Below are 26,376 nucleotides of genomic sequence, written 5' to 3'. Positions count from 1 at the left end.
GTGGTGGCGCCGGATTCCGGTCCCTTCCGAGGTTCCCCATGGCCCATGCCCTGCGCCGCGCCACGGCGGCCGCGGCCACCGCCAGCGTCATCGTCAGCCTGCCGTCCCTGCTGGCGCTGGCGGTGGCACCGGCCCGGGCCATCCCCCGGCTGGACCTGACGCCCTACCCGAAGCCCACCGCCGCCCAGACCCGCTGGGTGATCCAGCTGCCCGGCGTGCTGCCGCCCACCGCCGATCCGCGCCTGTCGCCCAATCCGAGCGACTGGCGGGTGCAGCTGATCGCCGGCCGGGAGGTGGAGGCCGACTGCAACCAGAGGGCCTTCCGCGGCCGCTTCCGCGCCAGCAAGCTGAAGGGCCTGGGCGTCAGCGTCTACACGGTGAGCGATGTGGGGCCGATGGTGTCGACCCTGATGGCCTGCCCCCCCGGCCAGGCGACACGCAAGGTGTTCATCCCGATGGGCAGCAAGCCCTTCGTGGTGCCCTACGACGCCAGCCGGCCGATCGTCGTCTATACCCCGAAGGATCTGCAGCTGCGCTGGCGGCTCTGGAAGGCGGAGAAGGTGCAGCAGCCGGCCCAGGCCCTCTGAGGCCCCAGCGCTGGGGCTCCGCAGCGGGGCCTCAGCGCACCCCCAGCCACTTGTGGCTCTGCAGGCTGAGGCGCCAGTCGGGGTGGGCACGCACGTAGGCCACCGCCAGCTCCCGGGCGGCCGGCTCGTCCCAGACCGGCTGGAGCAGCCGCGCCGGGCCGGGGGTGGCGGGCGGGCGCAGGCGGTCCGCTTCGGCGGCCATGGCTTCGGCGAAGGCCAGGTCGGCCGGGGAGGTCACCACCACCTTGAGCTCATCGCAGCGGGCCAGGAGGGCAGCCGCCGGGGGGCGGTGGGGCTTGGGCGAGAGGGTGATCCAGTCGAAGCGGCCGCTGGGCTGCCCCACACCGCTGGTTTCCAGGTGCAGCGGCAGGCCCGCCGCCGCCAGGGCCGCACACAGGGCGTCCAGGGGCTGCTGCAGGGGCTCGCCACCGGTGATCACCACGAAGGCGGCACCGGCGGCGGCGGCGGCGCTGGCCTCGGCCGCCAGTTCGCCCAGGGGGCGCTGGGGATGGGCTGCCTGCGGCCAGGAGTGCTTGGTGTCGCACCAGGGACAGCCCACGTCGCAGCCCGCCAGGCGGATGAAGAAGGCGCTGCGGCCGGCATGGAGCCCCTCCCCCTGCAGGGAGTGGAAGGTTTCCACCACCGCCGGGCCTTCAGCCGTGGACAGGGGTGGCGACACGGTCCACGGCCTCGCTGGGGGAGCCGGGCAGCCGCTGCTGGGCCGCCGCGATCAGCCCCCGGAAGAGGGGATGGGGCTTGCCGGGGCGGGAGAGGAACTCCGGGTGGTACTGGCAGGCGGTGAAGAAGGGGTGGTCCTTGAGTTCGATCAGCTCCACCAGGCGGCCGTCAGGGGAGGTGCCGCTGATCTCGTAGCCCGATTCCAGGAACAGGGAGCGGTAGGCGTTGTTGAACTCGTAGCGGTGGCGGTGGCGCTCGTAGACCACCTCCTCCCCATACAGGCGCTGGCCCATGGTGCCCGCCGTCAGCCGGCAGGGATACACCCCCAGGCGCATGGTGCCGCCTAGATCGACCACGTCCTGCTGTTCGGGAAGCAGGTGGATGACGGGGTGCGGCGAGGCGGGATCCAGCTCGGCGCTGGTGGCTCCCTCCAGACCGGCCTGGTGGCGGGCCCACTCGATCACGGCGCACTGCATCCCCAGGCACAGGCCCAGGAACGGCACCCGCTGCTCGCGGGCCCAGCGGATCGCCGCCACCTTGCCGTCGACGCCGCGGTTGCCGAAGCCGCCGGGGACGACCACCGCATCCATGCCCCGCAGCAGGGCCTCGGCGCCCTGGCTCTCGATCTGCTCGGCGCAGATCCAGCGGAGATCGAGGGAGGCGTCCCGCTCCAGGCAGGCATGGCGCAGGGCCTCCACCACCGAGAGGTAGGCGTCATTGAGCTGGACGTACTTGCCCACCAGGGCCACCTTCACCGCCGGGCCGGGGTGGCGCAGCTTCTCCACCAGGTCCGCCCAGCGCGCCATGTCGCTGTCGTGGTCGACCAGGGAGAGGACGTCGAGCACCTGGCGGCAGAGGCCCTCGCTCTCCATCGCCAGGGGCACGGCATAGATGCTGTCGGCATCGAGGGCCTGGATCACGGCGCTCGCCTGCACGCCGCAGAAGCCGCCGATCTTGGCCTTGAGGTCGGTGCTGATGGGCCGGTCGCTGCGGCAGACGAGCACATCGGGCTGGATGCCGATCGAGCGCAGCTCCTTGACCGAGTGCTGGGTGGGCTTGGTCTTGAGTTCGCCGGAGGTGCCGATGTAGGGCAGCAGGGTGACGTGGACGTAGGCCAGATCGTGGCGGCCCACGTCACCGCGGAACTCGCGGATGGCCTCCAGGAACGGCAGCGACTCGATGTCGCCCACCGTGCCGCCGATCTCGGTGATCACCACGTCGGCGCCGCTGTTGGCCGCCACCCGGTGGATGCGCTCGCGGATCTCGCCGGTGATGTGGGGAATCACCTGGACGGTGCCGCCGTTGTAGTCGCCGCGGCGCTCCTTGTTGATCACCGCCTGGTAGATCGAACCGGTGGTCACGCTGTTGAGGCGCGACATGGCCGTGTCGGTGAAGCGTTCGTAGTGGCCCAGGTCCAGGTCGGTCTCGGCGCCGTCCTCGGTGACGAACACCTCGCCGTGCTGGTAGGGGCTCATCGTGCCCGGATCCACGTTCAGGTAGGGATCCAGCTTCAGGATCGAGACGCTGTAGCCGCGGGATTTCAGCAGCCGCCCGAGGCTGGCGGCCACGATGCCCTTACCGATGCTGGACACCACCCCGCCGGTGACGAAGACGAACTTTGCGGCATGGCCCCGCGTGGCGGACGGTGCGGACATCGGGTGCGGCGCTGATCCCCCAATCTACCGACCCCTTCCAGGCCGGCCGCGCTCACGGGCCTCCGTCGCAGCGCCCCCTCCCCGCCATCCAGCCGGAGCGTGCCCAGCCTCCTTGAGGGGGCGTCAGCGGGGCGGCCGAAGCCGGCCGTTGCCCGCAAAGCGGGCGCGGACCGGCGCAGGCCGCACCGCTGATGCTCACCCCTCCAGGAGGCTCCTCAGCATCCAGGCCGTCTTCTCGTGGATCTGCAGCCGCTGGGTGAGCAGGTCGGCGGTGGGCTGGTCGTTGGCCTCGTCGGCCAGGGTGAACACCGAGCGGATCGTGCGGGCCACGGCCTCATGGCCCTCCACCAGCTCCCGCACCATGGCCAGGGCGGCGGGGACGCCTTCGGCCTCGGGGATCGAGGAGAGGCCGGCATAGAGGGTGCCGCCAAAGGGGGCGGGGAAGCCGAGGGCCCGGATGCGCTCGGCGATCAGGTCGAGGGCGGTCCAGAGCTCGGTGTACTGGTCCATGAACATCAGGTGGAGCGTGTTGAACATCGGTCCGGTCACGTTCCAGTGGAAGCCGTGGGTCTTGGCGTAGAGCACGGTGCTGTCGGCCAGGACCCGGCCGAGGCCCTCGGCGATCTCCTGACGCTGGGCGGCGGGGATGCCGATGTCGATGGGGGGGGCGGTGGTGGTCATGAACTCCGTCGTGGCTGAACAGATGATCGCGCACTCCGTCGCCGTGCTGCCTCCGGCGCAGCCGCCGTTGGGCCGTTGACTCGATCCTGCGGGCCCCCTTCCCAGGGGAGGCTCAGCTCCACCCCGATCACGGCGTGGGTGCGGCCCAGGGCGACCATCAGGCGGCGAGGGAATGGAGGATCCCCTGGCGGATCCACCAGTAGGAAAAGGTGTCGAAGCGGATGCCCCGCTGTGGATCGAACCGCTCCACCCCCTGCCGCAGGCGTCGATGCAGCACCGCCATCCCAGGCCAGGGAGGACGCTTCTTCCTGATCCTGAGCCAGAAGATCGATCCGGCTGAGGCCATTGAACATCCGCCGCACCAGATCGGAACCCCCGATGGAACAATCGGGGGTGATTTCTGATCTCCAACCAGATCGGCCTGATGCCAATGGGATTCAGGCAAGCCTCCGTTGCGTGAATCTTCCCGCTTGATTCAGGAATTCCACTTGACCCTCCAAGACTCCAGGCCGGGCCCTGCCCCCATACGAGCCTGGCCCCCGTCGGTTTCCCCGGGTGGGCCACTGCCGGATCGCCAGAGGAAGGCGATAGAGCCTTGGGGAGACAGTCAATGAATCATGGTGCGTCGCAGACCCCTTTTCATGGGACGTCCAGGAGGTGACGTCTCATTTTTGGGGTTGAATCCATGGGGGATGAGCAGCGCAATGCCTGTGCCAGATCCAGCGCTGCCCTTTGAAGTTGGCCCTTATCTCAGTGAAGGCTAATTTCGACAGACTCTTTTCGACAACATTTCACGTCGCGTGCGACTTCCCATCCTTCCTTTTTGCATTTCCTCCATCGGCGCGGCTTCCATCGTGCTGGGACCGTGGGCCTCTGCCAAGGCAAATCCAGTGACGGTGACACTGGATGGCTTCAATTATTCGATCACCTCTACAACGCTTATTTACATTGACTCAAGAGATCAGTTTAACGCCACTACTATGCCTTGGCTGAACAACAGCGACCTTGCTAAGACTTTCGCAACAGAGGTAGGGGGTGAGCTCGGGTACCCTAACAGGAGCGGTAGATATGGTCCATATTTTTCTTGGTCTAATGCGAGTTTTTTTACGCGTGCATGGGTCTTCGAGAGCCCCGATACTCCTATTAGATTGAATCTGAGGGGTTTCTTCCCTGAAGTCTATGCAATCCTTTCTGTCCCCCCTACCCCCGTCCCGCCTCCTACCCCTGTCCCGCCTCCTCCCTCGGGCATTATCCCCGGTGGCAATGCCTCAGCCAGCAATCCCTACAGCACCACCTTCGCTGGCGGCACGTTGGTGGTGGATGCATCAGGGCCCTATGCCACTGACTACACCCTTGGGGAAGCGGGTGGAACGGTCGACACCAATGGAAACATCGCGAGTTTCAACGGCGTGTTCTCCGGCAGCGGCCCCTTCGGATTCACCAACACAGGTGTGGGCGGTGGCATCAATCTTTCGGCTGACAACCCCTACAGAGGTTTCACGACGATCAACAACGGCGCTGTTGTTCTGATCAATGGCTCCATAGCCAGCTCTGCAGGCCTGCTTGTGCAGTCAGGCGGAACCGTGGGTGGCAATGGCTTCCTGCCTTTCACCACGATCAATCCCGGTGGGTCCATTGCACCGGGCAATTCCATCGGAACCCTCACGGCCGCGGCTCTGAACCTCAACGGCGGCACGATCCGTGCAGAGATCCAGGGCCCTCAGGTGGACAGGATCAACGTCACCGGCGCGGTGGGAACCTTCTCGGGCACGGCGACGCTGACCGGCTTCGGTGGCGGAGGCCCCTGGCCCGGATTGAGTTACACCATCGTGGCGGCGCCCAACAGCCCGGATTTCGCGACGCCCGGCTCCCTCATGCTCCAGCCTGTCAGTGTTCCGAGTGCCCTGCTGAATCTGGGGACCACCCTGATCCAGGAAGCTGACGGTAATCCCAGAACGTTCGATGTGCGCTGGCAGCCGCGCAACGGCCAAGGCGCCACCACCTCCGCCCTGCAGCTCCTGGGCCAGGGTGGTGTCAATCAGCTGGCGACGGCAGGAGCTTTTGACCGCGTATTCCAGTCGCTCGCGATCGGGGCCGGGGGAAATGCCAACAACACGGGCGCGCCGATCGGTACCACGGGCTTCACGACCGACCAGGCTGCCGCGTCAGGGGTCTCCGCCGACTTCCTGGGGGCCACGGCAGCGCTGCTGGGTCTGACGTCGGGCAGTCAACTCAGCGCGGCGATCGATTCCCTCTCCCCCGAGCCCTACGCCGCCTTCCAGAGCGTCGGGCTGGAGACACTCAAGCGTCAACGCAAACTCCTGATGGCCCAGGCCGGCTCCTGCCGAGCCACCGGCTGGGTGGTGAGGGCTGAAGCCCTGGCATCAGGCAAGAGATCTCCATCGCCCTGGTGCGTGTTCGCCCTGGCGGCCAATGGCAGCAGCACCATCGACGGCGGCGGCGGGCTCTCTGGCTACCGTTCGGGTGTCTTCTCCAGCTTCATCGGAGTTGAGGTCAGACCGGGCCCAGGGTGGACCGTCGGTCTGGCCTATGGGCGAGGCACCTCCTCCCTGAACAACATGGCCCTCACCAATGCCTCCGTCACGGCAGGCGTCAACAGCATGTCATTCTATGGGGTCTATCAACCCACGGACCGCTGGAATGTCCGCGGTCTGGTGGGTTACGCGAATTTCAAGGGAAACGGCAGCCGCCTTGTCGCCTTCATCGGCAACGGATCAGCGATCGATGCGGCAACTAACGCGAATGGCTACAACGTGGCCATCAATGCGGACTACCGCATCGATCTGACAGGTCCGACCGCCAGGACTCCCGTCACCGTCAAGCCGCTTCTGGGTCTGGCGTGGGGTGGCTACCAGCAACTCAGTTTCGGTGAATTGGATGGAGGGCCCCTGAATCTGCAGGTTCAGGGTCATACAGCGAACAGTCTGGTGGGAACAGTGGGCCTGGAACTGGCCACAGGCCCGATCCCCCTCAACAGGAGCAACACCACCGCCATCACTCCCAGACTTGCCGTGGCCTATCAGGTGGATGCCCTTGGCAACGACGCCGCATCCCGCTCCATCACCTCATCGTTCTCCAGCGCTCCGGCGGCCGGCACGTTCATCACCCAGGGGCAGAATCGTGGCGTGAACGCGTTTGTGGTGGACGGTGGGGTGGACCTGAAGGTGGCAGAGAATGCCTCTGTGTATGCCGGCATCGGCTACGAGGTGTTCTCGAACGGCTCCCAGTTCACCTACAGCGGGGGCGTGAAAGTGAAGTTCTAGTTGCCAGCCCTGGGGGCCTGCCGGGCTACTCCTCCTCCGTCCAGGTGCTGGCCACGTGCAGCTCCTCCAGCTGGGCCTCGCTCACGTCGGCCGGGGCGCGGGTGAGCAGGCAGCGGGCCTGCTGGGTCTTGGGGAAGGCGATCGTGTCGCGGATCGACTCCTCACCCACCAGCAGCATCACCAGCCGGTCCATGCCGAAGGCGATGCCGCCGTGGGGCGGGGCGCCCATGTCGAGGGCCTCCATCAGGAAGCCGAACTGGCGTTCGGCCTCCTCCAGCGGCAGGCCGATGGTCTGCAGCACCTGGCGCTGCAGGGAGGAATCGTGGATGCGCAGGGAGCCGCCGCCCAGCTCCAGGCCGTTGAGCACCAGGTCGTAGGCCTGGGCGCGGGCCGTGGGCAAGGTGGTGGCCCACTGGCCGGGATCGCCGCCCAGGTCGCCCGGGTTGGGGGCACAGAAGGGATGGTGCAGGGCTTCGAGCCGGTTCTCGCCGGCGTTGAACTCGAACATCGGGAAATCCACCACCCAGAGGAAGTTCCACCGGTCGTTGTCCCGCTCGGCCGGCACCAGGCCCAGTTCGCGGGCCAGGTACTGCCGCACCCGGTCGAGGGCCTTGTTGACGGTGGCGGTGTCGCCGGCACCGAACAGCAGCAGGGTGCCTTCCGTGGCGCCGGTGCGCTCCAGCAGTTCCGCCTTCCTCTCGGCCGAGAGGTTGTCCTTGATAGCGCCGATCGTGTCGATCTCACCGCCCGCCCGCACCCGGATGAAGGCCAGGCCGCCGGCCCCCGCCTTCTGGGCCTCGCTGAACACATCCCCACCGGGCTTGATACGCACGTTGCTGACGGCCTCATTGCCGCCGGCCACGCCGATGCACTTCACCGAGCCGCCGGCCGCCACGGCGCCGGAGAACACCTTGAAGCCCATGTCCCGGACGATGTCCGAGACGTCGGTGAGCTCCATGCCGTAGCGGGTGTCGGGCCGGTCGGTGCCGTAGCGGGCCATCGCCTCGTGCCAGGTGAGGCGGGGGAACGGCAGCGGCAGCTCGATGCCCTTCACCGCCTTCCAGATGGCGGCGATCAGGCCCTCGTTGAGCGCCAGGATCTCTTCCTGGTCCATGAAGCTCATCTCCATGTCCAGCTGGGTGAACTCCGGCTGGCGGTCGGCCCGCAGGTCCTCGTCGCGGAAGCAGCGGGCCACCTGGTAGTAGCGCTCGATGCCCCCCACCATCAGCAGCTGCTTGAACAGCTGGGGCGACTGGGGCAGGGCGAACCATTCCCCACCGCAGACCCGGCTGGGCACCAGGTAATCGCGGGCGCCCTCGGGGGTGGAGCGGGTGAGCACCGGCGTTTCCACCTCGATGAAGCCCTCCCCCTCCAGATAGCCGCGGGCGGCCTTCACGGTGGCGTGGCGCAGCCGCAGGTTGCGGCCCATGCGCTCGCGGCGCAGGTCGAGGTAGCGGTGGCGCAGGCGCAGTTCCTCGCGGGTGTTCTCCTCGTCATGGACCGACACCGGGAAGGGCAGGTTGCCGCGCACCTCGTTGAGGACCGTGATGCCGCTCGCCAGCACCTCGATCGCTCCGGTGGCCAGCCGTTCGTTGAGGGACTCGGCCGGCCGGGCCCGCACCTTCCCCTCCACCCGCAGCACCGTCTCGTTGCGCAGCCGCTCGGCCACGGCGAAGGCGGCGGGGGCCAGGTCGGGATCCACCGTGACCTGCACGGTGCCGCTGCGGTCGCGCAGGTCGATGAAGATCACCCCGCCGTGGTCACGGCGGCGGTCGACCCAACCGCCCAGCTGGACAGCCTCACCGATGGCGTCGTTGCGCAGATCGCCGCACCCGTGGCTGCGCATGGGGAAGAACACATCAATCCGCGAGTTTCCCACAGGGCGCTTACGGCCCTGGCGCCCTCAGCCGCGCCGGTAGAACGGACGCTTGACCACCTCGGCCGGCTCGGCGCGCCCGCGGATCTCCACCGCCAGCGCGGTGCCGGGCTTCGCCGCGGCAGCAGGCACGTAGGCCAGGGCCACCGCTTCCCCCAGGGTGGGGGACCAGGTGCCGCTGGTGACCTCCCCCACCGGCTCCCCATCGAGGAGCACCGGATAGCCGTGGCGGGCGATGGCGCGGCCCTGCAGCTTGAGGCCCACCAGCTTCCGTGCCACTCCCTCGGCGGTCTGGCGCTCCAGGGCGGCGCGGCCGATGAAGTCGGCCGGCATCTCCAGGTGCACCAGCCAGCCCAGGCCGGCCTCCAGCGGCGTGGTGGCCGCGTCCATCTCGTTGCCGTAGAGGTGCATGGCCGCCTCCAGCCGCAGGGTGTCGCGGGCGCCGAGGCCGCAGGGGGTGACGCCTTCGGCCAGCAGCCGCTGCCACAGCGCCACGCCGGCCTCGCGGCCCAGCAGCAGCTCGAAGCCGTCCTCACCGGTGTAGCCCGTGCGACCCACGAACACCGGCGCGCCGTCGATGGCCAGCTCCCGGTGGCCGAAGCGGGGCAGGCCCGCCAGGCTCGTGCCCACCAGGGCCTCGAGGCGGGCGGGGGCCTCCGGGCCCTGCAGGGCCAGCAGCACCCCGTCGCCCTTGCGGTCGGTGATGTTGATCCCTTCGGGCTCCAGCTGGCTGGTGATCCAGGCGGTGTCGGCCTCGGCGCAGGCGGCGTTGATCACCAGCACCACTTCATCACGCTCCCCCTCGGGACCAGCGACGCGACCGCGGTCGTAGACGATCAGGTCGTCAAGGATGCCGCCGGCCTCGTTGAGCAGCACCGTGTAGCAGGCCTCGCCCGGGCCGATGCGGAACAGGTCGGTGGGCACCAGCCGCTGCAGGGCGTCCTTGGTGCCCTGGCCCCGCAGGGTAAGCACCCCCATGTGGGAGATGTCGAAGACGCCGCAGTGCTGGCGCACGGCGTTGTGCTCCTGCACCAGGCCGGCGAACTGGATCGCCATCTGCCAGCCGGCGAAGGGCACCATGCGGCCCCCGGCGGCGAGGGCGGCGGCATCCAGGGGTGTGCGGCGCAGGGGGGTGGAGTCCATCGGAGGCGACCGGCCGGCCAGGGGGACGCCGGAGCAGGGTGGCGAGATCCTATGGACTGGGCGCCGCCAAGACTGGAGGTGGGGCCGCCAATACCGAAGAAAGCCTGTGATTCGGCTTCCACCCCTATCACACCGGCAAGGAAATGCGTACCTTGAATGGCCCAATGGGTCAAGAGGATGGGCAACCGTCCCAACTGCCGCAGCTGCCGCCACTGCACCCCTCCCGCCGGGGTGGAGATGGGATGGTGCCAGCTGCGTCAGCTCCCCATCCACCCCGAGCTGGTGGCCGAGCTCTGGTGCCACCACTGGACGGCCCGCCCGCCGCGGCTGCCGGTGGTGTCCCCCGAAGCCCTGCTCAAGCAGGCCAAGCATCCGGTGGCCAGCCAGCAGCTGAGCCTGGCCACAGGGCTGTCCTGAAATCCAAGGAGAAGCCGAAAAGGGTGACGAATGTTTCCGTTTCTCCTTTCTTCTGGCTATTCTCCCTCCCTTCCAGTAGCGGAACGGTCCGTTTGGCCCTAGGAAGGCAGGATCCCGTCCACCCCGACCACGGAGGTCCCCGGCATTGATCAGAACCGCCACATCCCCATCACCCCTCGAGCTGATGGCCGTACATGTGGATTGTGAAACCTTCACCCTCCCCACCGGAGCCCACGTCTTCAGCCGCGGCGCCAGCGCCAACGCCATCTATGCCGTGCGACGCGGCATCGTCGAGCTGGTGGGCGAGCAGGGCGAAAAAACCTGCTACCGCCCCGGTGAGCTGTTCAGCTACCAGGACATCACCTGGCGCGAACTGAGCCACCGCAGCGATGCCTTCGCCCGCACGCCCGTGGAGGTGCTGCGCCTCGATCGGCTGCGCTTCCTCAACCTGCTGCACAACCACCCCACCTTGGCCGTGCAGTTGATCGGGCAGCAGCACACCCGCCTGCGGGAGCAGCGCGCCAGCGGCACCTGCTGCTACTGAGCCCGCCCGAGCAGCAGCAGCAGGCTGCGGGTCACCTTGGCCGCCAGCACGGCGCTGACGCCGCTCGGGTCGAGCTGGGGGGCCAGCTCCACCACGTCCGCGGCCACGAGCCTGTGCTGGCGCAGCTCCTCCACCAGGAGCGCGAACTGGGGCCAGTGGAAGCCACCGGGTTCAGGCGTGCCCGTGCCCGGCAGCACCGCCGGATCGAACCAGTCGAGGTCGACGGTGAGATAGAGGGGCCGGCCCCGCAGGGGTGCCAGCGCCGCCGCCATGGCGTCGATCGGCACCAGGCGGCCGGTGGCGCGCAGCTCCTGGAACTCCTCGCGGGTGCCGCTGCGGATGGCGATCTGGCGCAGCTCGCCGCTGGGCAGCACCTCCAGGCAGCGTCGCATGGCGCAGGCGTGGCTGTGGCGGGCGCCGAGCCACTCCTGGCGCAGGTCGGCGTGGGCATCGAGCTGCACCAGCACCAGATCGGGATAGCGCTGCGCCACCGCCGCCACCGCCCCGCTGCTGATCGAGTGCTCACCGCCCAGCATCAGCGGCGCCAGACCCAGATCCAGCACCGCCTCGGTGGCCCGGCCCACGGCCGCCACCACCGGCTCGGGGGCACCGAAGGGGATGGCCACGGCCCCGAGGTCGGCGAAGGCCAGGTCCTCGAGATCGAGGTCGAGCTGGGGGTCGTAGCTCTCCAGGCCGCTGCTCACCTCCCGGACCGCCGCCGGGCCGAAGCGGGCGCCGGGACGGAAGGAGGTGGTGCCGTCGTAGGGAACGCCGAAGAGCCCCACGGCGCAGCCCGTGGGTTCGCGGCGGGCGCCCATGTAGATCGCCCCTTCGGTGTCGAACAGCTCCGGGGTCATGGCTGGCTCGTCGCGTCGGCCAGCGCGCGCTCCACGAAGGCCGGAACCGCCTCGAAGGCCCCCCGCTGCCAGCGGGGCGACCAGATGCTGCAGCCCGGCGCCACCGCCGCGGCCCGCTCCGGCAGCGGCTCGCGGTAGCGGGGTCCTTCGGGGCTGGCGAAGGTCCAGCTCCACCAGCCGCTCGGGTACATCGGCACCCAGCCGTACATCGGATCGGCGTGGCCGAACACCTCGCGCAGCAGCCGCACGGTGTCGATGTGGACCTGGCGGAAGGCCTCGGGGGATTCGCTCTGGGTGGCGAACACACCGCCGGGGCGCAGCAGGCGGCGGCAATGCTGGAAGAAGGTGCGGTTGAACAGGCCCTCGGCCGGTCCGGCCGGATCGGAGCCGTCCACCAGCACCACGTCGTAGCTGGCGGCGGGGGCGTTGGCCGCCCAGGCGATGCCGTCGCCGACGGTGAGGTGGAAGCGCGGGTCGCTCCAGGCGTCGCCGCCCAGGCTGGGCAGGTGCCGGCGGGAGAGCTCCACCACCAGCCCGTCGATCTCCACCATGTCGAGGTGGGCGACGCCGGGGTGGCGCAGGCATTCCCGGGCGGTGCCGCCGTCACCGCCGCCGATCACCAGCACCCGCTCGATGGCGGCGGCGGCGCAGAGAGCCGGATGGACCAGCGGTTCGTGGTAGTGCCGCTCCTGCCGTTCCGCCGTCATCCAGCAGCCATCGAGCAGCAGCCCCTTGCCGTAGGTCTGGCTGTCGATGATGGTGATCCGCTGGTAGGGGCTGGTGCGCTCCTCCACCACGGTGGCGGCCAGGCCGTAGCGCACCCCGCCCAGCTCCTCGTCCACCCAGGCGCCCGGGGGGCAGGCGTCGGCCGGTGGCTGTTGCGGTCCCATGCGGTTGGCTCGTGGCTTTCCAGCTAAACCTTCAAGACGACCCGTTGTCACGGCGCCATGGCACATTCCAGACGCCACCTACTGAGGATCCTCGCCCTGGCGGGGGCCAGCGTGGCCCTGGACACCCTGGGACCCCGGCGGGCGGCGGCCGCGGAGGCGGCGGCGGAGACGGAGGGCACCCTGGTGGAGCGGCTCTCGGTGTGCCGCCCCGGCGGCGACCCTCTCCAGGAGCTGCTGCGCCGCAACCGCGACTTCTGCCGCACCTGGCAGGCGGCCGAGCGCAGCGAGAATCCCCTGGACCGGGCCACTCTGCTGCACGACACCTGGCCGATGCACTGCCAGGTGCGGCCCGATGCCCTGGCGGCCGGCCAGCGGCCCTGGGCCTCGGTGCTCTGCTGCGCCGATTCGCGGGTGGCACCGGAGTGGATCTTCGCCTGCGGTGCCGGGGAGCTGTTTGAGGTGCGCAGTGCCGGCAACACGGCCTTCGATGCGGGGGTGGCCTCGCTGGAGTACGCCGTGGCGGAACTGGCGGTGCCCCTGATCCTGGTGATGGGCCACAGCGGCTGCGGCGCGGTGACGGCCGCCATGGCCAGCACCCCGCTCACCCCCCTGCTGGAGGAGCTGGTGGCACCGATCCGGGCGAACCTGCAGCCGGGTGCCGACCTGGCCCAGGCGGTGCGCCACAACGCCGCCGCCGCCGCCGCCGCCCTGCCCCGGCGCAGTGCCCTGCTGCGCCAGGAGGTGGCGGAGGGGCGGCTGACCATCCAGGCCGCCTACTTCGACATCGGCAGCGGCGAAGTGAGCCTGGTGTGAGCGGCGATCTGCCCCTGGGGAACGGCCGGGTGATCCCGGCGGCCGAGCTGGGCTGGCGCTTCTCGCGCGCCTCCGGCCCCGGCGGCCAGGGGGTGAACACCACCGACTCCCGGGTGGAGCTGGTGTACGACCTGGCCGCCAGCGACGCCCTGCCCCCCGCCCTGCGGCAGCGGGCCCTGCGGCGACTGGCGGCCCGGCTCACCCCGGCCGGGGTGGTGGTCGTGGCGGCGGAGCACCGCTCCCAGTGGCAGAACCGTCAGGCGGCCCAGAAGCGCCTGGTGGAGCTGATCCAGGCGGCGATCGCGCCGCCGCCGGCGCCCCGCCGTCCCACCAAACCCAGCCGGGGGTCGGTGGAGCGGCGGCTGAAGGCCAAACGGCAGCGGGGGTCGCTCAAGAGCCGCCGCCGGCAGGGTCCGCCGGAGGAGACTTAGGCCCGGAATCCTGCTCGGCGCGGATCTGGGCCTTGGCCGCCCGCCAGTGGCCCTCCAGCTCCGCGAGGCCGCGGCCGCCGAGATCGCCGCCCAGGGCGGCCTCCACCCGGGAGAAGCGGTCGAGGAAGCGGCGGTTGGTGCCCGCCAGACCCTCCTCCGGGTCGAGGCCACACCAGCGGGCCACGTTCACCAGGGTGAACAGCACATCACCCAGTTCCTCCTGGGCATGGGCCCGGTCGCCGCTGGCCACGGCCTCCCGCAGTTCGTCCAGCTCCTCCTGCACCTTGGCCCACACCCCCTCCATGGCGTCCCACTCGAAGCCGGCGGCGGCGGCCATGCGGGAGATCGTCATGGCGCCGGCCAGGGCGGGCTGGCCGCGCACCTTCTCCGCCAGGCGGTCGCTGAGGGGGCTGGCGCTGGCTGGCTGCTGGCGCTCGGCGGCCTTGATCGCCTCCCAGCTGCGGCGCACGGTCTCGGCATCGTCGGCCCGCTCCGCCGCGGGATCGAACACGTGCGGGTGGCGCCGCACCAGCTTGGCGGCGATGGTGCGGGCGACGGCGGCCAGATCGAAACTCCCCGCCTCACTGGCGATGCGGGCGTGCAGGACCACCTGCAGCAGCAAGTCGCCCAGCTCCTCGGCCAGGTGATCGTCGTCGCCGCGGCGGATCGCATCGGCCACCTCATGGGCCTCCTCGAGCACGTAGGGGATCAGGCTGCTGTGGGTCTGGGCCAGGTCCCAGGGGCAGCCCCCCTGGGGATCCCGCAGCCGATCCACGATCGCCACCAGCTCCGCCAGGGGCTCCAGCGCGGCCCCATCGGCATCAGAAGCGGAAAGCGGCCGGGAACCAGACATCGCATGGAGGCGAGAACCACGGAGACCATCCTTGGCGATGGCGGCGCGGGCGTTATCGGCAGGGTCCAGGTGGATCCTGGAGGTGGTCGCGGATACCCATGCCGGTGGCTGTAACTACCTCGGGGATGGGATCGGCGAGGGGGCGATCCTCACTCACGCCCCAGCCTGAGAGCGACACCAACCAGATTCCACCACCGCCGAGCGCCGCCGAGGAGCGGAGCCGAACCCTTGGTGGTTGGTGACACCAGGGCTGGCATCGGCGACCACAGGGCAAGCCTCCGCTGCGATCGATCGCGCCGTGAAGCAATGATTCTTCGGGCGGCAGTGGGGCGGCAGTGGGGCGGCAGTGGGGCGGCAGCGATCACCCCTACCGGCAGCATGGAATCATCTTGCCATCATCGGGGTGCCGCCGGAGGCCATGCGGCGCAATGGATACGGGCGAGAGAACCTCCATGGGAGCAGCCAGGGAAGATCCATCCGCAAACACGAACATTGCCCCCTCCAGAAACAAGACAGCACCTTGCCTGGAATCACAAGAACGCTGCTTGTTCAATGCTGCTGAATGTCAGCGGAGGGGCAGGGCTAACCGCGCGTCGATTCCATCAACAACCTCCATCGAAGGGAACGAGAGACACCCAAAGGACGGGCGAAGACCATTCGCAACAGTGGCGCTTTACATTTCGTCACTTTCGACAGGCCGGCTGTGGCGGCTGCTACCTTTCACGGCCACTCAACCGATGAGAACTCCGACACCACGTGGCATTCATCTCCGACTTCCTCCCGCTCTTCCTGGAGCAGGTTCAGTCCCCGACCCTGGGATTCCTGATCGGCGGGATCATCGTCGCCGCCCTTGGCAGCCAGCTGGCGATCCCCGATTCGATTTACAAGTTCATCAGCTTCTTTCTGCTGATGAAGATCGGCCTGACGGGCGGGATCGCGATTCGGAATTCCAACCCTACCGAGATCTTTCTGCCGGCGCTTGCGGCCGTAGGACTGGGCATCGTGATCGTCTTCATCGCCCGCTACACCCTGGGCAAACTGCCCGGCATCAGCGTGCCTGACGCCGTGGCCACCGGCGGTCTGTTCGGTGCGGTGAGCGGCTCCACGCTGGCGGCCGTGCTGCCGCAGCTGGATTCCGCCAAGATCCCCTATGAGGCCTGGACGGCGGCTCTCTACCCCTTCATGGACATCCCGGCGCTGGTGACGGCCATCGTGGTCGCCAGCGTCTACCTCTCCAAGAAGACGGGCAACACCGCCGAGAAAGTCGAAGTTTGGCCGATCATCAAGGAAAGCATTCAGAGTTCGGCCGTCACGTCGCTGCTGCTGGGCGTGGCCCTCGGCATCCTCACCAAACCCGAGCCCGTCTACGAGAGCTTCTTCAACCCCCTGTTCCGCGGTTTCCTTGCCGTTCTGATGATCATCATGGGGATGGAGGCCGCCCAGCGGATGAACGAGCTGCGCAAGGTGGCCCAGTGGTTCGCCATCTACGCCTTCATCTCCCCCATCGTCCATGGCTTCCTGGCCTTCGGCGTCGGCGTGATCATCCACAAGCTCACCGGCTTCAGCATCGGCGGCGCCGTGGTGCTGGCGGTGATCGCGGCGTCCAGCTCGGACATCTCGGGCCCGCCCACCCTGCGTGCCGGCATTCCTTCGGCGAATCCCTCGGCCTACATCGGCGCCTCCACCGCCATCGGCACGCCCGTGGCGATCGCGATCTGCATCCCGCTGTTCATCGGGATTGCAGAAGTGATGCTCGGCCGGTAAATTCTCACCCACCAATCCATTTCCTGCCTACCACCCTTTAGGTCAAACCCATGAGTCAACAGGTCTGGAAGCTTGTGATCGTTGCGGAGGAAGTCCTCTCCAAGAAGCTCGTCAAGCTCATCAAGGCAGCAGGCGCCACCGGTTACACCGTCAATGCAGCCGGTGGTGAGGGGAGCCGCAATGTGCGCTCCACGGGAGAGCCGAGTGTGTCTCACACCCTCTCCAATGTGAAGATCGAAGTGCTCACCGGCACCCGCGAGCTGGCCGACACCATCACCCGTGAGATCGAAGCCAAGTTTTACGCAGACTTCTCGATCATCACCTACATCTACCCAGTGGAAGCCCTGCGCGATCACAAGTTCTGATCCACCGGCTCCCCCGGGCCACTGGCCCCCATCCGTTCCTGCCGGGACGGATGGGGGCCTTCCAGGCCGCCGGCTGGCGTGGATGACCGCCATCGATCACCACCGCTGATCGGATCCATCACGGGATCCATTGGTTTCTGGTGTCTTCCAGACAACAGTTCGAGCCTCCTTCCCTCTAAAACTGCACCCACCCGTACCGCACCTGATGGATCTGCTGCCCACGTTGCTGATGGAAGTCGGCAGCCACCAGGTTGAAGTGACGGAAACCCTGATCGGGGTCGGCCGTTTTCTCGTCATTTTCGTGGCGGCCCGCTTCATGGCGGAGCTGATGGTGCGCCTGCAGCTGCCCACCATCCTCGGCGAGCTGGTCGCCGGGGTGATCATCGGTGCCTCCGGTCTGCACCTGGTGGTTCCCCCCGAGGCCCAGGCCCAGCTGAGTGGGGCTCTGCTCGGGATGCTGAGCTCCCTGGGCGGCATGAGCCCGGAGTCGATCAGTTCTCTCTACAGCGAAACGTTTTCCAGCCTGAAGGTGGTAGCCGAGATCGGCCTGTTTTCCTTGCTGTTCCTGACGGGCCTGGAAAGCGAACTGGATGAACTGGTGGCCGTGGGCGTTCAGGCCGGCACCGTGGCCTTCACCGGCGTGGTGCTGCCCTTCGCCGCCGGCACCGCCGGGCTCTACTACCTCTTCCATGTGCCGTTCATCCCGGCCGTCTTCGCCGGCGCCGCCATGACGGCCACCTCGATCGGCATCACGGCGAGCGTGTTCGGCGAGCTGCAGTGGCTCAAGCGCAAGGAGGGCCAGATCGTCATCGGTGCCGCCGTGCTCGACGACATCCTCGGCATCGTCATCCTGGCGGTGGTGGTGTCCCTGGCCGGCGGGGGCTCCTTCACCCTCGGGCCTGTCATCCAGCTGTGCGTCGCGGCGGTGATCTTCGTGGCTGTGGCGCTGGTGCTCAGCCGTTTCGCTGCCCCGGCCTTCGACTGGGTGGTGGATCAGCTCAAGGCCCCCGGAGATGTGGCGGTGGCCAGCTTCGTGGTGCTCACCCTCTGCTGCTTCGCCGCCCAGGCGATCGGCCTCGAGGCCGCCCTGGGGGCCTTCGCCGCCGGCCTAATCCTCAGCGCCTCCAAGCACACCCACGACATCGAAGCCGCCGTCAAACCCCTGGTGGCCCTGTTCGCCACGGTGTTCTTCGTGCTGATCGGTACCGGCATGGACCTCTCGGTGCTCAACCCCTTCGATCCCGCCAACCGCGAGGGGCTGGTGGTGGCCCTGTTCCTGCTGGTGGTGGCCGTGGCCGGCAAGGTGGCCGCGGGCTGGACCTACACCAGCAAGGACCCCACCAACCGGCTGGTGGTAGGTCTGGGGATGATGCCCCGCGGCGAGGTGGGTCTGATCTTCCTGGGTCTGGGAACCCAGGCCGGCATCCTCACTCCGGCCCTCGAAGCCGCCATCCTGTTGATGGTGATCGGCACCACCTTCCTCGCCCCGATTCTGCTGCGGCTCGTGATCGGTGGTCAGAAGGAGGCAGCACCTCAGCCCAGCTGAGCCGTCCAGCCTCCAGGCCCATCCGATTCGCCGCCCTGCCGGTACCTCCGGTATCCATCCCCTCCATTCATGGGCGTTGCCGATCTGAACGGCCCCACCACCCTGGCGCCGCCGTTCCCGGCCCTGAGCCGCGGCCGGCTCGACACCCTGCAGGTGAACCTGGGCTACCGCTGCAACCAGAGTTGCAGCCACTGCCATGTGAACGCCGGCCCCAGCCGCACCGAGATGATGGATCCGTCCACCATCGCCCTGGTGCCGGCGGTGCTGCAGGCCCGGGCGATCGCCAACCTCGATCTCACCGGCGGCGCGCCGGAGCTGCATCCCGGCTTCCGCGACCTGGTGCGCCAGGCCCGGAGGCTGGGGGTCGCGGTGATTGACCGCTGCAACCTCACGATCCTCAGTGAGCCCGGCCAGGAGGACCTGGCCGCCTTCCTGGCCCTGCAAGGGGTGAAGGTGGTGGCCTCCCTGCCCTGCTACCTCGCCGGCAACGTCGACCGGCAGCGCGGTGATGGGGTCTTCGCGCGCAGTCTCGCGGGCCTGCGCCAGCTCAACGCCCTCGGCTACGGCGATCCGGACGCAGGCCTGGAGCTGGATCTGGTGTACAACCCCCAGGGCCCCAGCCTGCCGCCCCCCCAGGCCGCCCTGGAGGCGGACTACCGGCGGGAGCTGGCTGATCGCTTCGGCCTCCGGTTCAACCGCCTGTTCACGATCACCAACATGCCCATCCAGCGCTTCGCGGCGGTGCTGCGGCAGCAGGGGGAGCTGGAGGGCTATTTGACGCTGCTGCGCCAGCACCACAACCCGGCCAACCTGGCCCAGGTGATGTGCCGCAGCACCCTCAGCGTCGACTGGCAGGGCTTCCTCTACGACTGCGACTTCAACCAGATGCTCGGCCTGCCCATCGGCCAGGGCAGCCCCCGGGCCCACCTGCGCCAGCTGCTGGAGCGAGACCCTGATGGGGAGCCGATCGCCGTGGCCGACCACTGCTTCGGCTGCACGGCCGGCGCCGGCTCCAGCTGCGGGGGAGCCCTGAGCTGAGGCCCCGAACCGCCCGGGAGCGCCCTGAACCCTGCCGCCTCAGGGGCTCTGGCGATTCAAGTCCCAGTTGTAGGGGAGGTAGGCGAAGCGGTAGTCGCCGCCCAGGATCAGGGAGCGCTCCGCGGCGGGGCGGTAACGGGCGATGAAGCGCAGCACGGCGCTCTGCTTCTTGTGGCCCGGCACAGCCTCCGCCTGCGGATCAGCGCGCTGCCAGTCCTCGGCGAACCACTGGAAAATCGCGGAGATCCGCACCGTGCCGGCGGCCCGTTCGATCGCCAGGCCCACGGGGCTGGCCAGCCAGCGGGTCGTCTGATCCTCCAGCTGCCGCTCCAGCGCCGCCCCCGTGAAGGCCTCCTGCCGCAGGGGCGGGCAGCTGATGGCGGCGCACACCAGGGCCGCGTGGATGCGGGGCTCGTTGTACTCGCGCCGCAGAATCTCGTGCTCGATGCCATCGAGGGTGAGGCCGCGGCCCATCAGCTGGTGGCGGCGGAACTTCCACACGCCGGGAATCGCCTTGATGCTGGGCCGGATCGGATCGTTGTCGATGATCGCGCGCAGGGTGAAGGCGTTGTAGGCGTTGATCAGCAGGGCGATCTGCTCCGCCTCCGGCCAGGAGGCGAAGCGCTCGGGGGCCAGGGCGCCCAGCGCCTCGATGTAGCGATCGAGCTGGGCCGGATCCCGCTGCAGGGCGGCGTAATCCACCAGGCCCCGGCCATCCACCACCGTCCGCAGCACCGCGTTGTAGGGACCTGGATCAAGGGGGGGCTGGGGGGCGGTGGCCACCAGGGACGGGCGGCTCGCATCGGCAGACGTCCACGGGGCCGGCCCGCCGCCACAGCCCGTGGCGGTGATCAGCACCAGGCCGCAGGCCAGCAGCAGCGGGGTGCAGGAGCGGGCACGGACCATGGCGAAGCGGAGGAACACCAGAGCTTTACCGGCCAGGGGCCGATTCGGTTCGATCCCTGGCGCTGAGCAGCAGCCCCAACAGCAGGGGCAGCCACAGCAGCAACCGCTCCGGGGTGGTGAGCTGCCAGTCCGGCAGGCGTGAGGGCAGCACGAAATAGACGAACGCCGAGAGGCTCACCAGCCGCGCCCCCCAGTTCTGGCTGGGCACGGCGAAGGGCATCAGCCAGATGAAGTACCACCCGTGCACCACCGGCGAGAGCAGCAGCAGGACCAGCAGGTAGCGCCAGGCGAAGACCCCCAGCCGGGCACTGGTGAGCAGCAGCACCAGGAGCACCGGCAGCAGCAGCAGCCCATGCACGGCATTGGTCTGCAGGGTCCAGGGCCAGAGCTGGCCGATCCAGTGCGGCAGCCACTCGGCGCTGCGGCCGTGGCGGATGAAGCTGGAGCCGGCGGGCAGCAGCGGGCAGCTGCGCAGACCGCAGAACAGGGGGGCCCCCAGCAGCAGCGGCGCCAGCCCCAGCAGCAGGGTGGCGAGCACCGGGGCGGGCCGCCGGAAGCGGCGCCAGCGGCTCCAGGCCCGCTGCAGCAGCAGCGGCAGGGTGATCCACTTCAGGGCCACGCTCAGGCCCAGCAGCAGGTCGATGCAGGCCTGGGGGCTTTGGCCCTGGGGCGGGGGAACACGCTCGGCCAGCAGCCAGCCGGCCACCAGCGGCAGCAGGAACCAGCTGTCGTAGTGCCCGCCGCCGCTGAAGCCATAGATTACCAGCGGATTCCAGGCGTAGAGCGCCGCCCGTGCCGCGCCGAAACGGGCGGCGAGCAAGCCGGCGATGGCCAGGTCGGCGGCCGTGAACGACAGCTTGAACAGCAGCACCTGCTGGGCCACGGCGGCATGCAGCCGGAACAGCAGCTGCGCCAGGGGCGGGTAGATGGCGGTGGTGTCCGGGTGGTTGATCGACGGCCACCAGGGCGTGCGCAATCCCTCCAGCGCCGCGGCGTCGGGGGGCAGCGCATAGGGGCTGAACCCATGCAGCTGGATCCCCCCCTCCCAGAGGTACCGCCAGATGTCATCGCCGGGCTCCATCGCCAGCAGGGCCAGCCGCGTCAGCACCGCCACGGCCCAGAACAGGGCGCGGGGGATGGTGGGCAGCGACCAGGAGAGGGCGAAACCCAACCCCATCACCGCGGCCGCCCGCCAGAACGGCAGCAGCTGGGCGGCGTCGAACAGGTCGCCGTGGGGGCGCAGCAGCAGCGCCCCGCCGATCAGCAGCAGGGCACTGGCCGGCAGCTGCAGGCGCCGCAACCAGGCCGTCAGCGCCATCACCGCTGTCCTCGTCGCAGGGGTCGCCGCAGGAGTCGCAGCACCCACAGCCCGCCCAGGGTGGTGAGGATCACCCATCCGGCCCGGAGGCTGGCGCCCCAGCGCCCGGAAATCTTCGAGGCGCCGGCCAGGCGCGGGCGATGGGAGATCGGCACCTCGCGGATGCGCAGGCCCAGCTCGATGGCCCGCACCTGCATCTCCAGGGTCCAGCCATAGCCCCGGTCGCGCAGGCTCATCGCCGCGAAGGCCTCGCGCCGCACCAGCCGCAGCGGCCCCATGTCGCGGTAGCGGAACCCCCATCCCAGGCCGATCAGCGTCGTGGCCAGCCGGTTGCCGCTCCGCTGCAGGGGCGTGAGCGAGGCGCGGCCCACGGCGGTGGCGGTGCGGTCGCCGAGCAGGAGGTCGTGGTCGTCGATGAGCTCCAGGAAGCGGGGCAGTTCCTCGAGCGGGTCGCCGCCATCGCCATCGCAGAACAGCAACCAGTCCACGTCGGGGGCGAGATCGAGGCACCCCCGCCAGCAGGCCCGGCCGTAGCCGGGACGGGGTTCGCTGAGCACCTCCGCCCCCAGCCGGCGGGCGATGGTGGCGGTGCCATCGCGGCTGCCGTTGTCGACCACCCGGATGCGCTCGAGTCCCTGGCGGCGCAGCTGGCCGATGACGTGGCCGATGGTCTGACGTTCGTCGCGCGCCGGAATCACCACCTGGATGGCCCCCATCGCCATGGCCGATCCCGGGTTGGGCATGGACGTCCCCTGCTGATGAACGTACCGGCGAAGGGATCAAATGGATGGCCGCCCTCCCGGGGCCGGGGCCATCCGAAACGGCGGCTCGCCGGTAGGAAGGGGGAACGGCTTTCCCCATGGCCCCACCGCTCTCGCCTTACCGCTGGCGCCGGCTGCTCCTGATCGCCGCCATCGCCCTGGCGGTGGTCCTGTTCTTCTCGCTGGGCCTGCACCGCCAGCTCACCCTGGAGGCCCTGCAGGCGGCACACGGCGCCCTGCTGGAGCAGCGCCGCCAGACCCCCCTGCTGGTGGCGGGCGCCTACCTGCTGCTCTACGTGCTGGTGGCGGCCCTGTCGCTGCCGGGAGCTGCGGTGCTCACCCTGGCCGGCGGGGCACTCTTCGGGGTCGGGCTGGGCACCCTGCTGGTGTCATTCGCCTCCAGCATCGGCGCCCTGCTGGCCTTCCTGGTGGCCCGCACCCTGCTGCGGGAACCGGTGCGGCGGCGGTTCGCCCGCCAGCTGGAGCCGATCGAGGCGGGGGTGGCCCGCGATGGGGTGCTCTACCTGCTCAGCCTGCGGCTGGCGCCGGTCTTCCCCTTCTTTCTGGTCAACCTGCTGATGGCGCTCACGCCGATCCGGGCCGCCAGCTTCTACCTCACCAGCCAGATCGGCATGCTCCCCGGCACCCTCGTCTACGTGAACGCCGGCACCCAGCTCGCCCAGCTGCGCGGGGTCGGCGGCATTCTCAGCCCGACCCTGCTGTGGTCGCTGCTGTTGCTGGCCCTGTTCCCCTGGCTGGCCAAGGCGGCCCTGGGCCGCTGGCAGACCTGGCGGCTCTACCGCCGCTGGCCGCGGCCGCGCCGCTTCGACCGCAACCTGATCGTGATCGGCGCCGGAGCGGCGGGGCTGGTCACCGCCTACATCGCCGCCACCGTGAAGGCGCGGGTGACCCTGGTGGAGCGTGGCGCCATGGGCGGCGACTGCCTCAACACCGGCTGCGTGCCCAGCAAGGCGCTGATCAGCTCGGCCCGGCTGGCGGCACGCCTGCGCCGGGCCGACCGCTACGGACTCGAGCCGCTGGAGCCGCGGCTGAACCTGCGCCGGGTGCTGGAGCGGGTGGCCGCCAAGGTGGCGGCCGTGGCCCCCCACGACAGTGTCGAGCGCTACGAGGGCCTGGGGGTGGAGGTGCTTCGCGGCCAGGCCCGCCTGCTCGATCCCTGGACGGTGACGATCCGCACCGGCGCGGGAACCGAGCAGCGGCTCACGGCCCGGGCGATCGTGCTGGCCACCGGCGCCGAACCGGTGCGGCCCGACTGGCCGGGCAGCGAGACGGTGCCCCTGCTGACCAGCGAGACCGTCTGGGGCTGGCTGGCCCAGTGCCCGCTGGAGCGGCCGCGGCTGGCGGTGCTGGGGGGCGGGCCGATCGCCTGCGAACTGGCCCAGGCCCTGGCCCAGCTGGGCCTGCCGATCACCCAGATCCAGCGCAGCAACCGCCTGCTGCGCAAGGAGGACGCCGATGTGGCCGCCGAGGTGCGCCAGGCCCTGGAGGAGGACGGCGTGACCCTGCACCTGGACACCGAGGTGCTCGGCTTCGAGCGGGATCCCGCCCCCGACGGGGCGGTGACCGTGCTGGTGCGGCAGGGGGAGCGGCGGGGGCGGATCGCCTGCGACGCCGTGCTCTGCGCCCTGGGTCGCCGCGCCCGGCTGCAGGGCTACGGCCTCGAGGAGCTGGGCCTTCCCACCGGCGCCACGATCACCACCAACGCCTTCCTGCAGACGCTCTACCCCAACATCTACGCCGCCGGCGATGTGGCCGGGCCGTTCCAGTTCACCCACACCGCCGCACACCAGGCCTGGTATGCGGCGGTCAACGCCCTGTTCGGCCAGCTGCGCTCCTTCCAGGTGGACAACCGCGTCATCCCGCGCACCACCTTCACCGACCCGGAGGTGGCCACGGTGGGGCTCACCGAAGCCGAGGCGGCGGCCCGGGGGCTGGCGGTGGAGGTGACGCGCTTCCCCCTGCACGAACTCGACCGTGCCATCGTCGAGAGCGCCGAGCGGGGGTTCGTGAAAGTGCTCACCCCACCGGGCAGCGACCGGATCCTGGGCGCCACGATCGTGGCCGAGCACGCCGGCGAACTGCTGGCCGAGTTTGTGCTGGCCATGACATGGGGCCTGCGACTGGGCAGGATCTTCGGGACGATCCACGCCTACCCCACCCTGGCCGAGGCCAGCAAATACACCGCCGCCGCCTGGAAGAAGCAACGGGTGCCCCAGCACCTGCTGCCCTGGCTGCGCCGCTACCACACCTGGCGGCGCCGCGGCTGAGCCCCCGCGCACCGCGACACACCGCCCCCACCCACCCCCCCGCAACCCTCCCCCGATGACCAGCGCCGCCGATCTGCACCGCAGCGTGCAGGAGTACTACGGCTCCACCCTGAGCAGCAGCGACGACCTGCGCACCAGCGCCTGCTGCGATGCCAGCAGCGTGCCGCCAGCGCTGCGGCCCCTGCTGGCCCGGATCCACCCCGAGGTGCTGAGCCGCTACTACGGCTGCGGCCTGGTGGCGCCGCCGCTGCTGGAGGGCCTGCGGGTGCTCGACCTGGGCTGCGGCAGCGGCCGTGACGTGTACCTGCTGGCCCAGCTGGTGGGGGCCGGCGGCGCGGTGGTGGGCATCGACATGACGCCGGAGCAGCTGGCGGTGGCCCGGCGCCATGTCGACCACCACGCCGAGGTGTTCGGCTACGCCAATGTGCAGGTCCTGGAGGGCCGCATCGAGCAACTCGACCAGCTGCCCCTGGAGCCCGGCAGCTTCGATCTGGTGATCTCCAACTGCGTGGTCAACCTCTCGGCCGACAAGCTGGGGGTGCTCAACGGGGTGCGGCGACTGCTCAAGCCCGGCGGTGAGTTCTTCTTCGCCGACGTCTACGCCGACCGGCGCGTGCCCGAGGCCCTGCGCCACGACCCGGTGCTGCACGGCGAATGCCTCAGCGGCGCCCTCTACTGGAACGACTTCCTGCGGCTGGCGCGCCAGGCCGGCTTCGCCGATCCGCGCCTGGTGGCCGACCGGCCCCTGGAGATCACCGACCCGGAGCTGGCGGCGCGCACCGGAGCGATCCGCTTCTTCTCCGCCACCTACCGGCTGTTCAACATCGAGGCCCTGGAGGACGCCTGCGAGGACCACGGCCAGGCGGTGACCTACCGCGGCAGCATCGCCGGCCACCCCGACGCCCTGCCCTTCGACAAGCACCACCACATCGAGGCCGGCCGGGTATTTCCGGTCTGCGGCAACACCTTCCGCATGCTGGCGGAGAGCCGGCTGGCGCCCCACTTCGAGTTCATCGGCGATTTCAGCCGCCACTACGGCCTGTTCGAGGGCTGCGGCAGCACCCTCCCCTTCGACAGGGGGGTCGCCCCTACCGCCGACGCCCCCGCAGCCGCGCCGGCCCCCGCCAGCGGCGGCTCCTGCTGCTGAGGCGGCTGAGGCGCCGGCGCAGGGCGCGCAGGGGCCGCGGCAGCCTCGGGATCGGGTCACCGTCCTGGAGCAGGTGCAGCCAGCTGCTGGCCTCCAGGCCCACGACGGCGGCCAGCAGCAGGGGCCGCTGGGAGCCCCAGAGCTCCCGGCCCCGCTGCAGCAGCTCGGCCGGCGCCGGGGCGCCCAGGGGCCCGAGGGCGGCGCAGGCGGCCAGCACCAGCGCCGCCAGCCACAGCAGCCGCAGGCTGGTGCCCAGCAGGGGGCTGTGGGAGAGCAGGGAGCGGTGGCTGAGCAGGCGCCGGTAGGGCCACCAGAGCAGCCGCAGGGGACCCCAGCGGCGGGTGGCGTTGGAGCGGGTGTCGAGGTCTGGGGAGAGCCAGAGGCCGCCCAGGAGGAAGGCGCCGCTGGCGACGGCCACCCCCGCCGGCCCCAGGGCCGGCCACCAGAGCAGCCCGAAGGGCAGGGCCAGCCAGCGGGTGGCGCGATCGTGGCGGCGGCCGCTGGCCATGGCCGGGCTCCGGACGCTGCCGGCAA

The 26,376-nt window shown here is 69.8% G+C and carries 25 protein-coding genes; 12 read left to right on the top strand and 13 right to left on the bottom strand.

The features are described from left to right. The first annotated feature begins 38 nt into the window (after positions 1-38). The gene (locus CYAGR_RS11905) at positions 39-587 is read left to right on the top strand and encodes an ecotin family protein (protein WP_015110072.1); all 549 of its coding nucleotides are present in this window, start codon (positions 39-41) and stop codon (positions 585-587) included. 31 nt (positions 588-618) lie between these two features. Here the strand turns inward: CYAGR_RS11905 and CYAGR_RS11900 are convergent, their stop codons facing one another. The 4 genes from CYAGR_RS11900 to CYAGR_RS19225 all read right to left on the bottom strand — a co-directional run bounded on the left by CYAGR_RS11900 (position 619) and on the right by CYAGR_RS19225 (position 3,884). Beyond that, the gene (locus tag CYAGR_RS11900; protein ID WP_051017133.1) at positions 619-1,266 is read right to left on the bottom strand and encodes a 7-carboxy-7-deazaguanine synthase QueE; all 648 of its coding nucleotides are present in this window, start codon (positions 1,264-1,266) and stop codon (positions 619-621) included. Further along, positions 1,241-2,920 carry a CTP synthase gene (locus CYAGR_RS11895; RefSeq protein WP_015110070.1) on the bottom strand — a complete coding sequence of 560 codons (1,680 nt, stop codon included), beginning with the start codon at positions 2,918-2,920 and terminating at the stop codon, positions 1,241-1,243. The genes CYAGR_RS11900 and CYAGR_RS11895 overlap by 26 nt, the downstream gene beginning before the upstream one ends. A gap of 195 nt (positions 2,921-3,115) precedes the next feature. Beyond that, a complete protein-coding gene (locus tag CYAGR_RS11890) occupies positions 3,116-3,601 on the bottom strand; it encodes a Dps family protein (protein WP_015110069.1) in 486 nt (161 codons plus the stop codon). Positions 3,602-3,758: 157 nt separating this feature from the next. Next, on the bottom strand, positions 3,759-3,884 hold the full coding sequence (locus CYAGR_RS19225; RefSeq protein WP_425386780.1) for a sigma factor: 126 nt from the start codon (positions 3,882-3,884) through the stop codon (positions 3,759-3,761). 1,030 nt (positions 3,885-4,914) lie between these two features. Here CYAGR_RS19225 and CYAGR_RS11880 point away from each other — a divergent pair. Continuing rightward, complete coding sequence (locus CYAGR_RS11880) at positions 4,915-6,885, top strand: autotransporter family protein (RefSeq protein WP_245552668.1); 1,971 nt, start codon at positions 4,915-4,917, stop codon at positions 6,883-6,885. A gap of 25 nt (positions 6,886-6,910) precedes the next feature. Here CYAGR_RS11880 and aspS read toward each other — a convergent pair whose 3' ends face one another. Both aspS and gcvT read right to left on the bottom strand, forming a co-directional pair. Continuing rightward, positions 6,911-8,731 carry an aspartate--tRNA ligase gene (aspS, locus tag CYAGR_RS11875; RefSeq protein ID WP_015110067.1) on the bottom strand — a complete coding sequence of 607 codons (1,821 nt, stop codon included), beginning with the start codon at positions 8,729-8,731 and terminating at the stop codon, positions 6,911-6,913. 57 nt (positions 8,732-8,788) lie between these two features. Continuing rightward, positions 8,789-9,904 carry a glycine cleavage system aminomethyltransferase GcvT gene (gcvT, locus tag CYAGR_RS11870; RefSeq protein ID WP_015110066.1) on the bottom strand — a complete coding sequence of 372 codons (1,116 nt, stop codon included), beginning with the start codon at positions 9,902-9,904 and terminating at the stop codon, positions 8,789-8,791. 177 nt (positions 9,905-10,081) lie between these two features. Here gcvT and CYAGR_RS11865 point away from each other — a divergent pair, with 177 nt between their 5' ends. Both CYAGR_RS11865 and CYAGR_RS11860 read left to right on the top strand, forming a co-directional pair. Then, on the top strand, positions 10,082-10,321 hold the full coding sequence (locus CYAGR_RS11865) for a hypothetical protein (RefSeq protein ID WP_015110065.1): 240 nt from the start codon (positions 10,082-10,084) through the stop codon (positions 10,319-10,321). Between the two features lie 184 nt (positions 10,322-10,505). Continuing rightward, a complete protein-coding gene (locus tag CYAGR_RS11860; protein ID WP_043325820.1) occupies positions 10,506-10,865 on the top strand; it encodes a cyclic nucleotide-binding domain-containing protein in 360 nt (119 codons plus the stop codon). On the opposite strand, the gene speB is transcribed toward CYAGR_RS11860, so the two are convergent. Together speB and speE are read right to left on the bottom strand one after the other, a co-directional pair. Continuing rightward, positions 10,859-11,722, bottom strand: a complete 864-nt coding sequence (speB, locus tag CYAGR_RS11855) for an agmatinase (protein WP_015110063.1) — start codon at positions 11,720-11,722, stop codon at positions 10,859-10,861. The two genes, CYAGR_RS11860 and speB, sit on opposite strands and share 7 nt — an antisense overlap. Further along, entirely contained in the window at positions 11,719-12,612 is an 894-nt protein-coding gene (gene speE, locus CYAGR_RS11850) for a polyamine aminopropyltransferase (protein ID WP_015110062.1), read from the bottom strand. The genes speB and speE overlap by 4 nt, the downstream gene beginning before the upstream one ends. 57 nt (positions 12,613-12,669) lie before the next feature. On the opposite strand from speE, the gene CYAGR_RS11845 reads away from it, so the two are divergent. Together CYAGR_RS11845 and arfB are read left to right on the top strand one after the other, a co-directional pair. Continuing rightward, the gene (locus CYAGR_RS11845) at positions 12,670-13,425 is read left to right on the top strand and encodes a carbonic anhydrase (protein WP_015110061.1); all 756 of its coding nucleotides are present in this window, start codon (positions 12,670-12,672) and stop codon (positions 13,423-13,425) included. Further along, positions 13,422-13,856 (top strand): alternative ribosome rescue aminoacyl-tRNA hydrolase ArfB, encoded by a 435-nt coding sequence (gene arfB / locus CYAGR_RS11840; protein ID WP_015110060.1) that lies wholly within the window; start codon positions 13,422-13,424, stop codon positions 13,854-13,856. Before CYAGR_RS11845 ends, arfB begins: the two co-directional genes overlap by 4 nt. Here the strand turns inward: arfB and mazG are convergent. Next, positions 13,816-14,709, bottom strand: coding sequence for a nucleoside triphosphate pyrophosphohydrolase (gene mazG / locus CYAGR_RS11835; protein ID WP_015110059.1), 894 nt, complete (start codon positions 14,707-14,709; stop codon positions 13,816-13,818). The genes arfB and mazG overlap by 41 nt on opposite strands. A 756-nt stretch (positions 14,710-15,465) precedes the next feature. Here mazG and CYAGR_RS11830 point away from each other — a divergent pair. From CYAGR_RS11830 to arsS, 4 genes are all read left to right on the top strand, one after another. Beyond that, positions 15,466-16,473 (top strand): sodium-dependent bicarbonate transport family permease, encoded by a 1,008-nt coding sequence (locus tag CYAGR_RS11830; protein WP_015110058.1) that lies wholly within the window; start codon positions 15,466-15,468, stop codon positions 16,471-16,473. A gap of 50 nt (positions 16,474-16,523) precedes the next feature. Next, positions 16,524-16,838 (top strand): P-II family nitrogen regulator, encoded by a 315-nt coding sequence (locus CYAGR_RS11825; RefSeq protein ID WP_015110057.1) that lies wholly within the window; start codon positions 16,524-16,526, stop codon positions 16,836-16,838. A gap of 205 nt (positions 16,839-17,043) precedes the next feature. Continuing rightward, positions 17,044-18,384: a cation:proton antiporter gene (locus tag CYAGR_RS11820; RefSeq protein WP_015110056.1), complete on the top strand. Its 1,341-nt coding sequence runs from the start codon at positions 17,044-17,046 to the stop codon at positions 18,382-18,384. Between the two features lie 69 nt (positions 18,385-18,453). Then, complete coding sequence (gene arsS, locus CYAGR_RS11815) at positions 18,454-19,422, top strand: arsenosugar biosynthesis radical SAM (seleno)protein ArsS (protein ID WP_015110055.1); 969 nt, start codon at positions 18,454-18,456, stop codon at positions 19,420-19,422. 39 nt (positions 19,423-19,461) lie between these two features. On the opposite strand, the gene CYAGR_RS11810 is transcribed toward arsS, so the two are convergent. From CYAGR_RS11810 to CYAGR_RS11800, 3 genes are read right to left on the bottom strand one after another with little or no spacing between them, the layout of a single operon-like run. Next, positions 19,462-20,346: a DUF547 domain-containing protein gene (locus tag CYAGR_RS11810; RefSeq protein ID WP_245552514.1), complete on the bottom strand. Its 885-nt coding sequence runs from the start codon at positions 20,344-20,346 to the stop codon at positions 19,462-19,464. Between the two features lie 7 nt (positions 20,347-20,353). Beyond that, entirely contained in the window at positions 20,354-21,646 is a 1,293-nt protein-coding gene (locus CYAGR_RS11805; protein WP_015110053.1) for a hypothetical protein, read from the bottom strand. Continuing rightward, positions 21,646-22,389: a glycosyltransferase family 2 protein gene (locus tag CYAGR_RS11800; RefSeq protein WP_015110052.1), complete on the bottom strand. Its 744-nt coding sequence runs from the start codon at positions 22,387-22,389 to the stop codon at positions 21,646-21,648. Before CYAGR_RS11800 ends, CYAGR_RS11805 begins: the two co-directional genes overlap by 1 nt. 116 nt (positions 22,390-22,505) lie before the next feature. On the opposite strand from CYAGR_RS11800, the gene CYAGR_RS11795 reads away from it, so the two are divergent. Continuing rightward, entirely contained in the window at positions 22,506-24,695 is a 2,190-nt protein-coding gene (locus CYAGR_RS11795; protein ID WP_015110051.1) for an FAD-dependent oxidoreductase, read from the top strand. A gap of 55 nt (positions 24,696-24,750) precedes the next feature. Continuing rightward, positions 24,751-25,842 (top strand): methyltransferase domain-containing protein, encoded by a 1,092-nt coding sequence (locus tag CYAGR_RS11790; protein WP_015110050.1) that lies wholly within the window; start codon positions 24,751-24,753, stop codon positions 25,840-25,842. On the opposite strand, the gene CYAGR_RS11785 is transcribed toward CYAGR_RS11790, so the two are convergent. Then, positions 25,784-26,350: a metal-binding protein gene (locus CYAGR_RS11785; RefSeq protein ID WP_015110049.1), complete on the bottom strand. Its 567-nt coding sequence runs from the start codon at positions 26,348-26,350 to the stop codon at positions 25,784-25,786. The two genes, CYAGR_RS11790 and CYAGR_RS11785, sit on opposite strands and share 59 nt — an antisense overlap. Positions 26,351-26,376: the final 26 nt, after the last annotated feature.

The organism is Cyanobium gracile PCC 6307 (genome assembly GCF_000316515.1).
GTDB classification, from domain to species: Bacteria; Cyanobacteriota; Cyanobacteriia; order PCC-6307; family Cyanobiaceae; genus Cyanobium; species Cyanobium gracile.
This window is presented reverse-complemented; position numbering and strand designations above follow the sequence as displayed.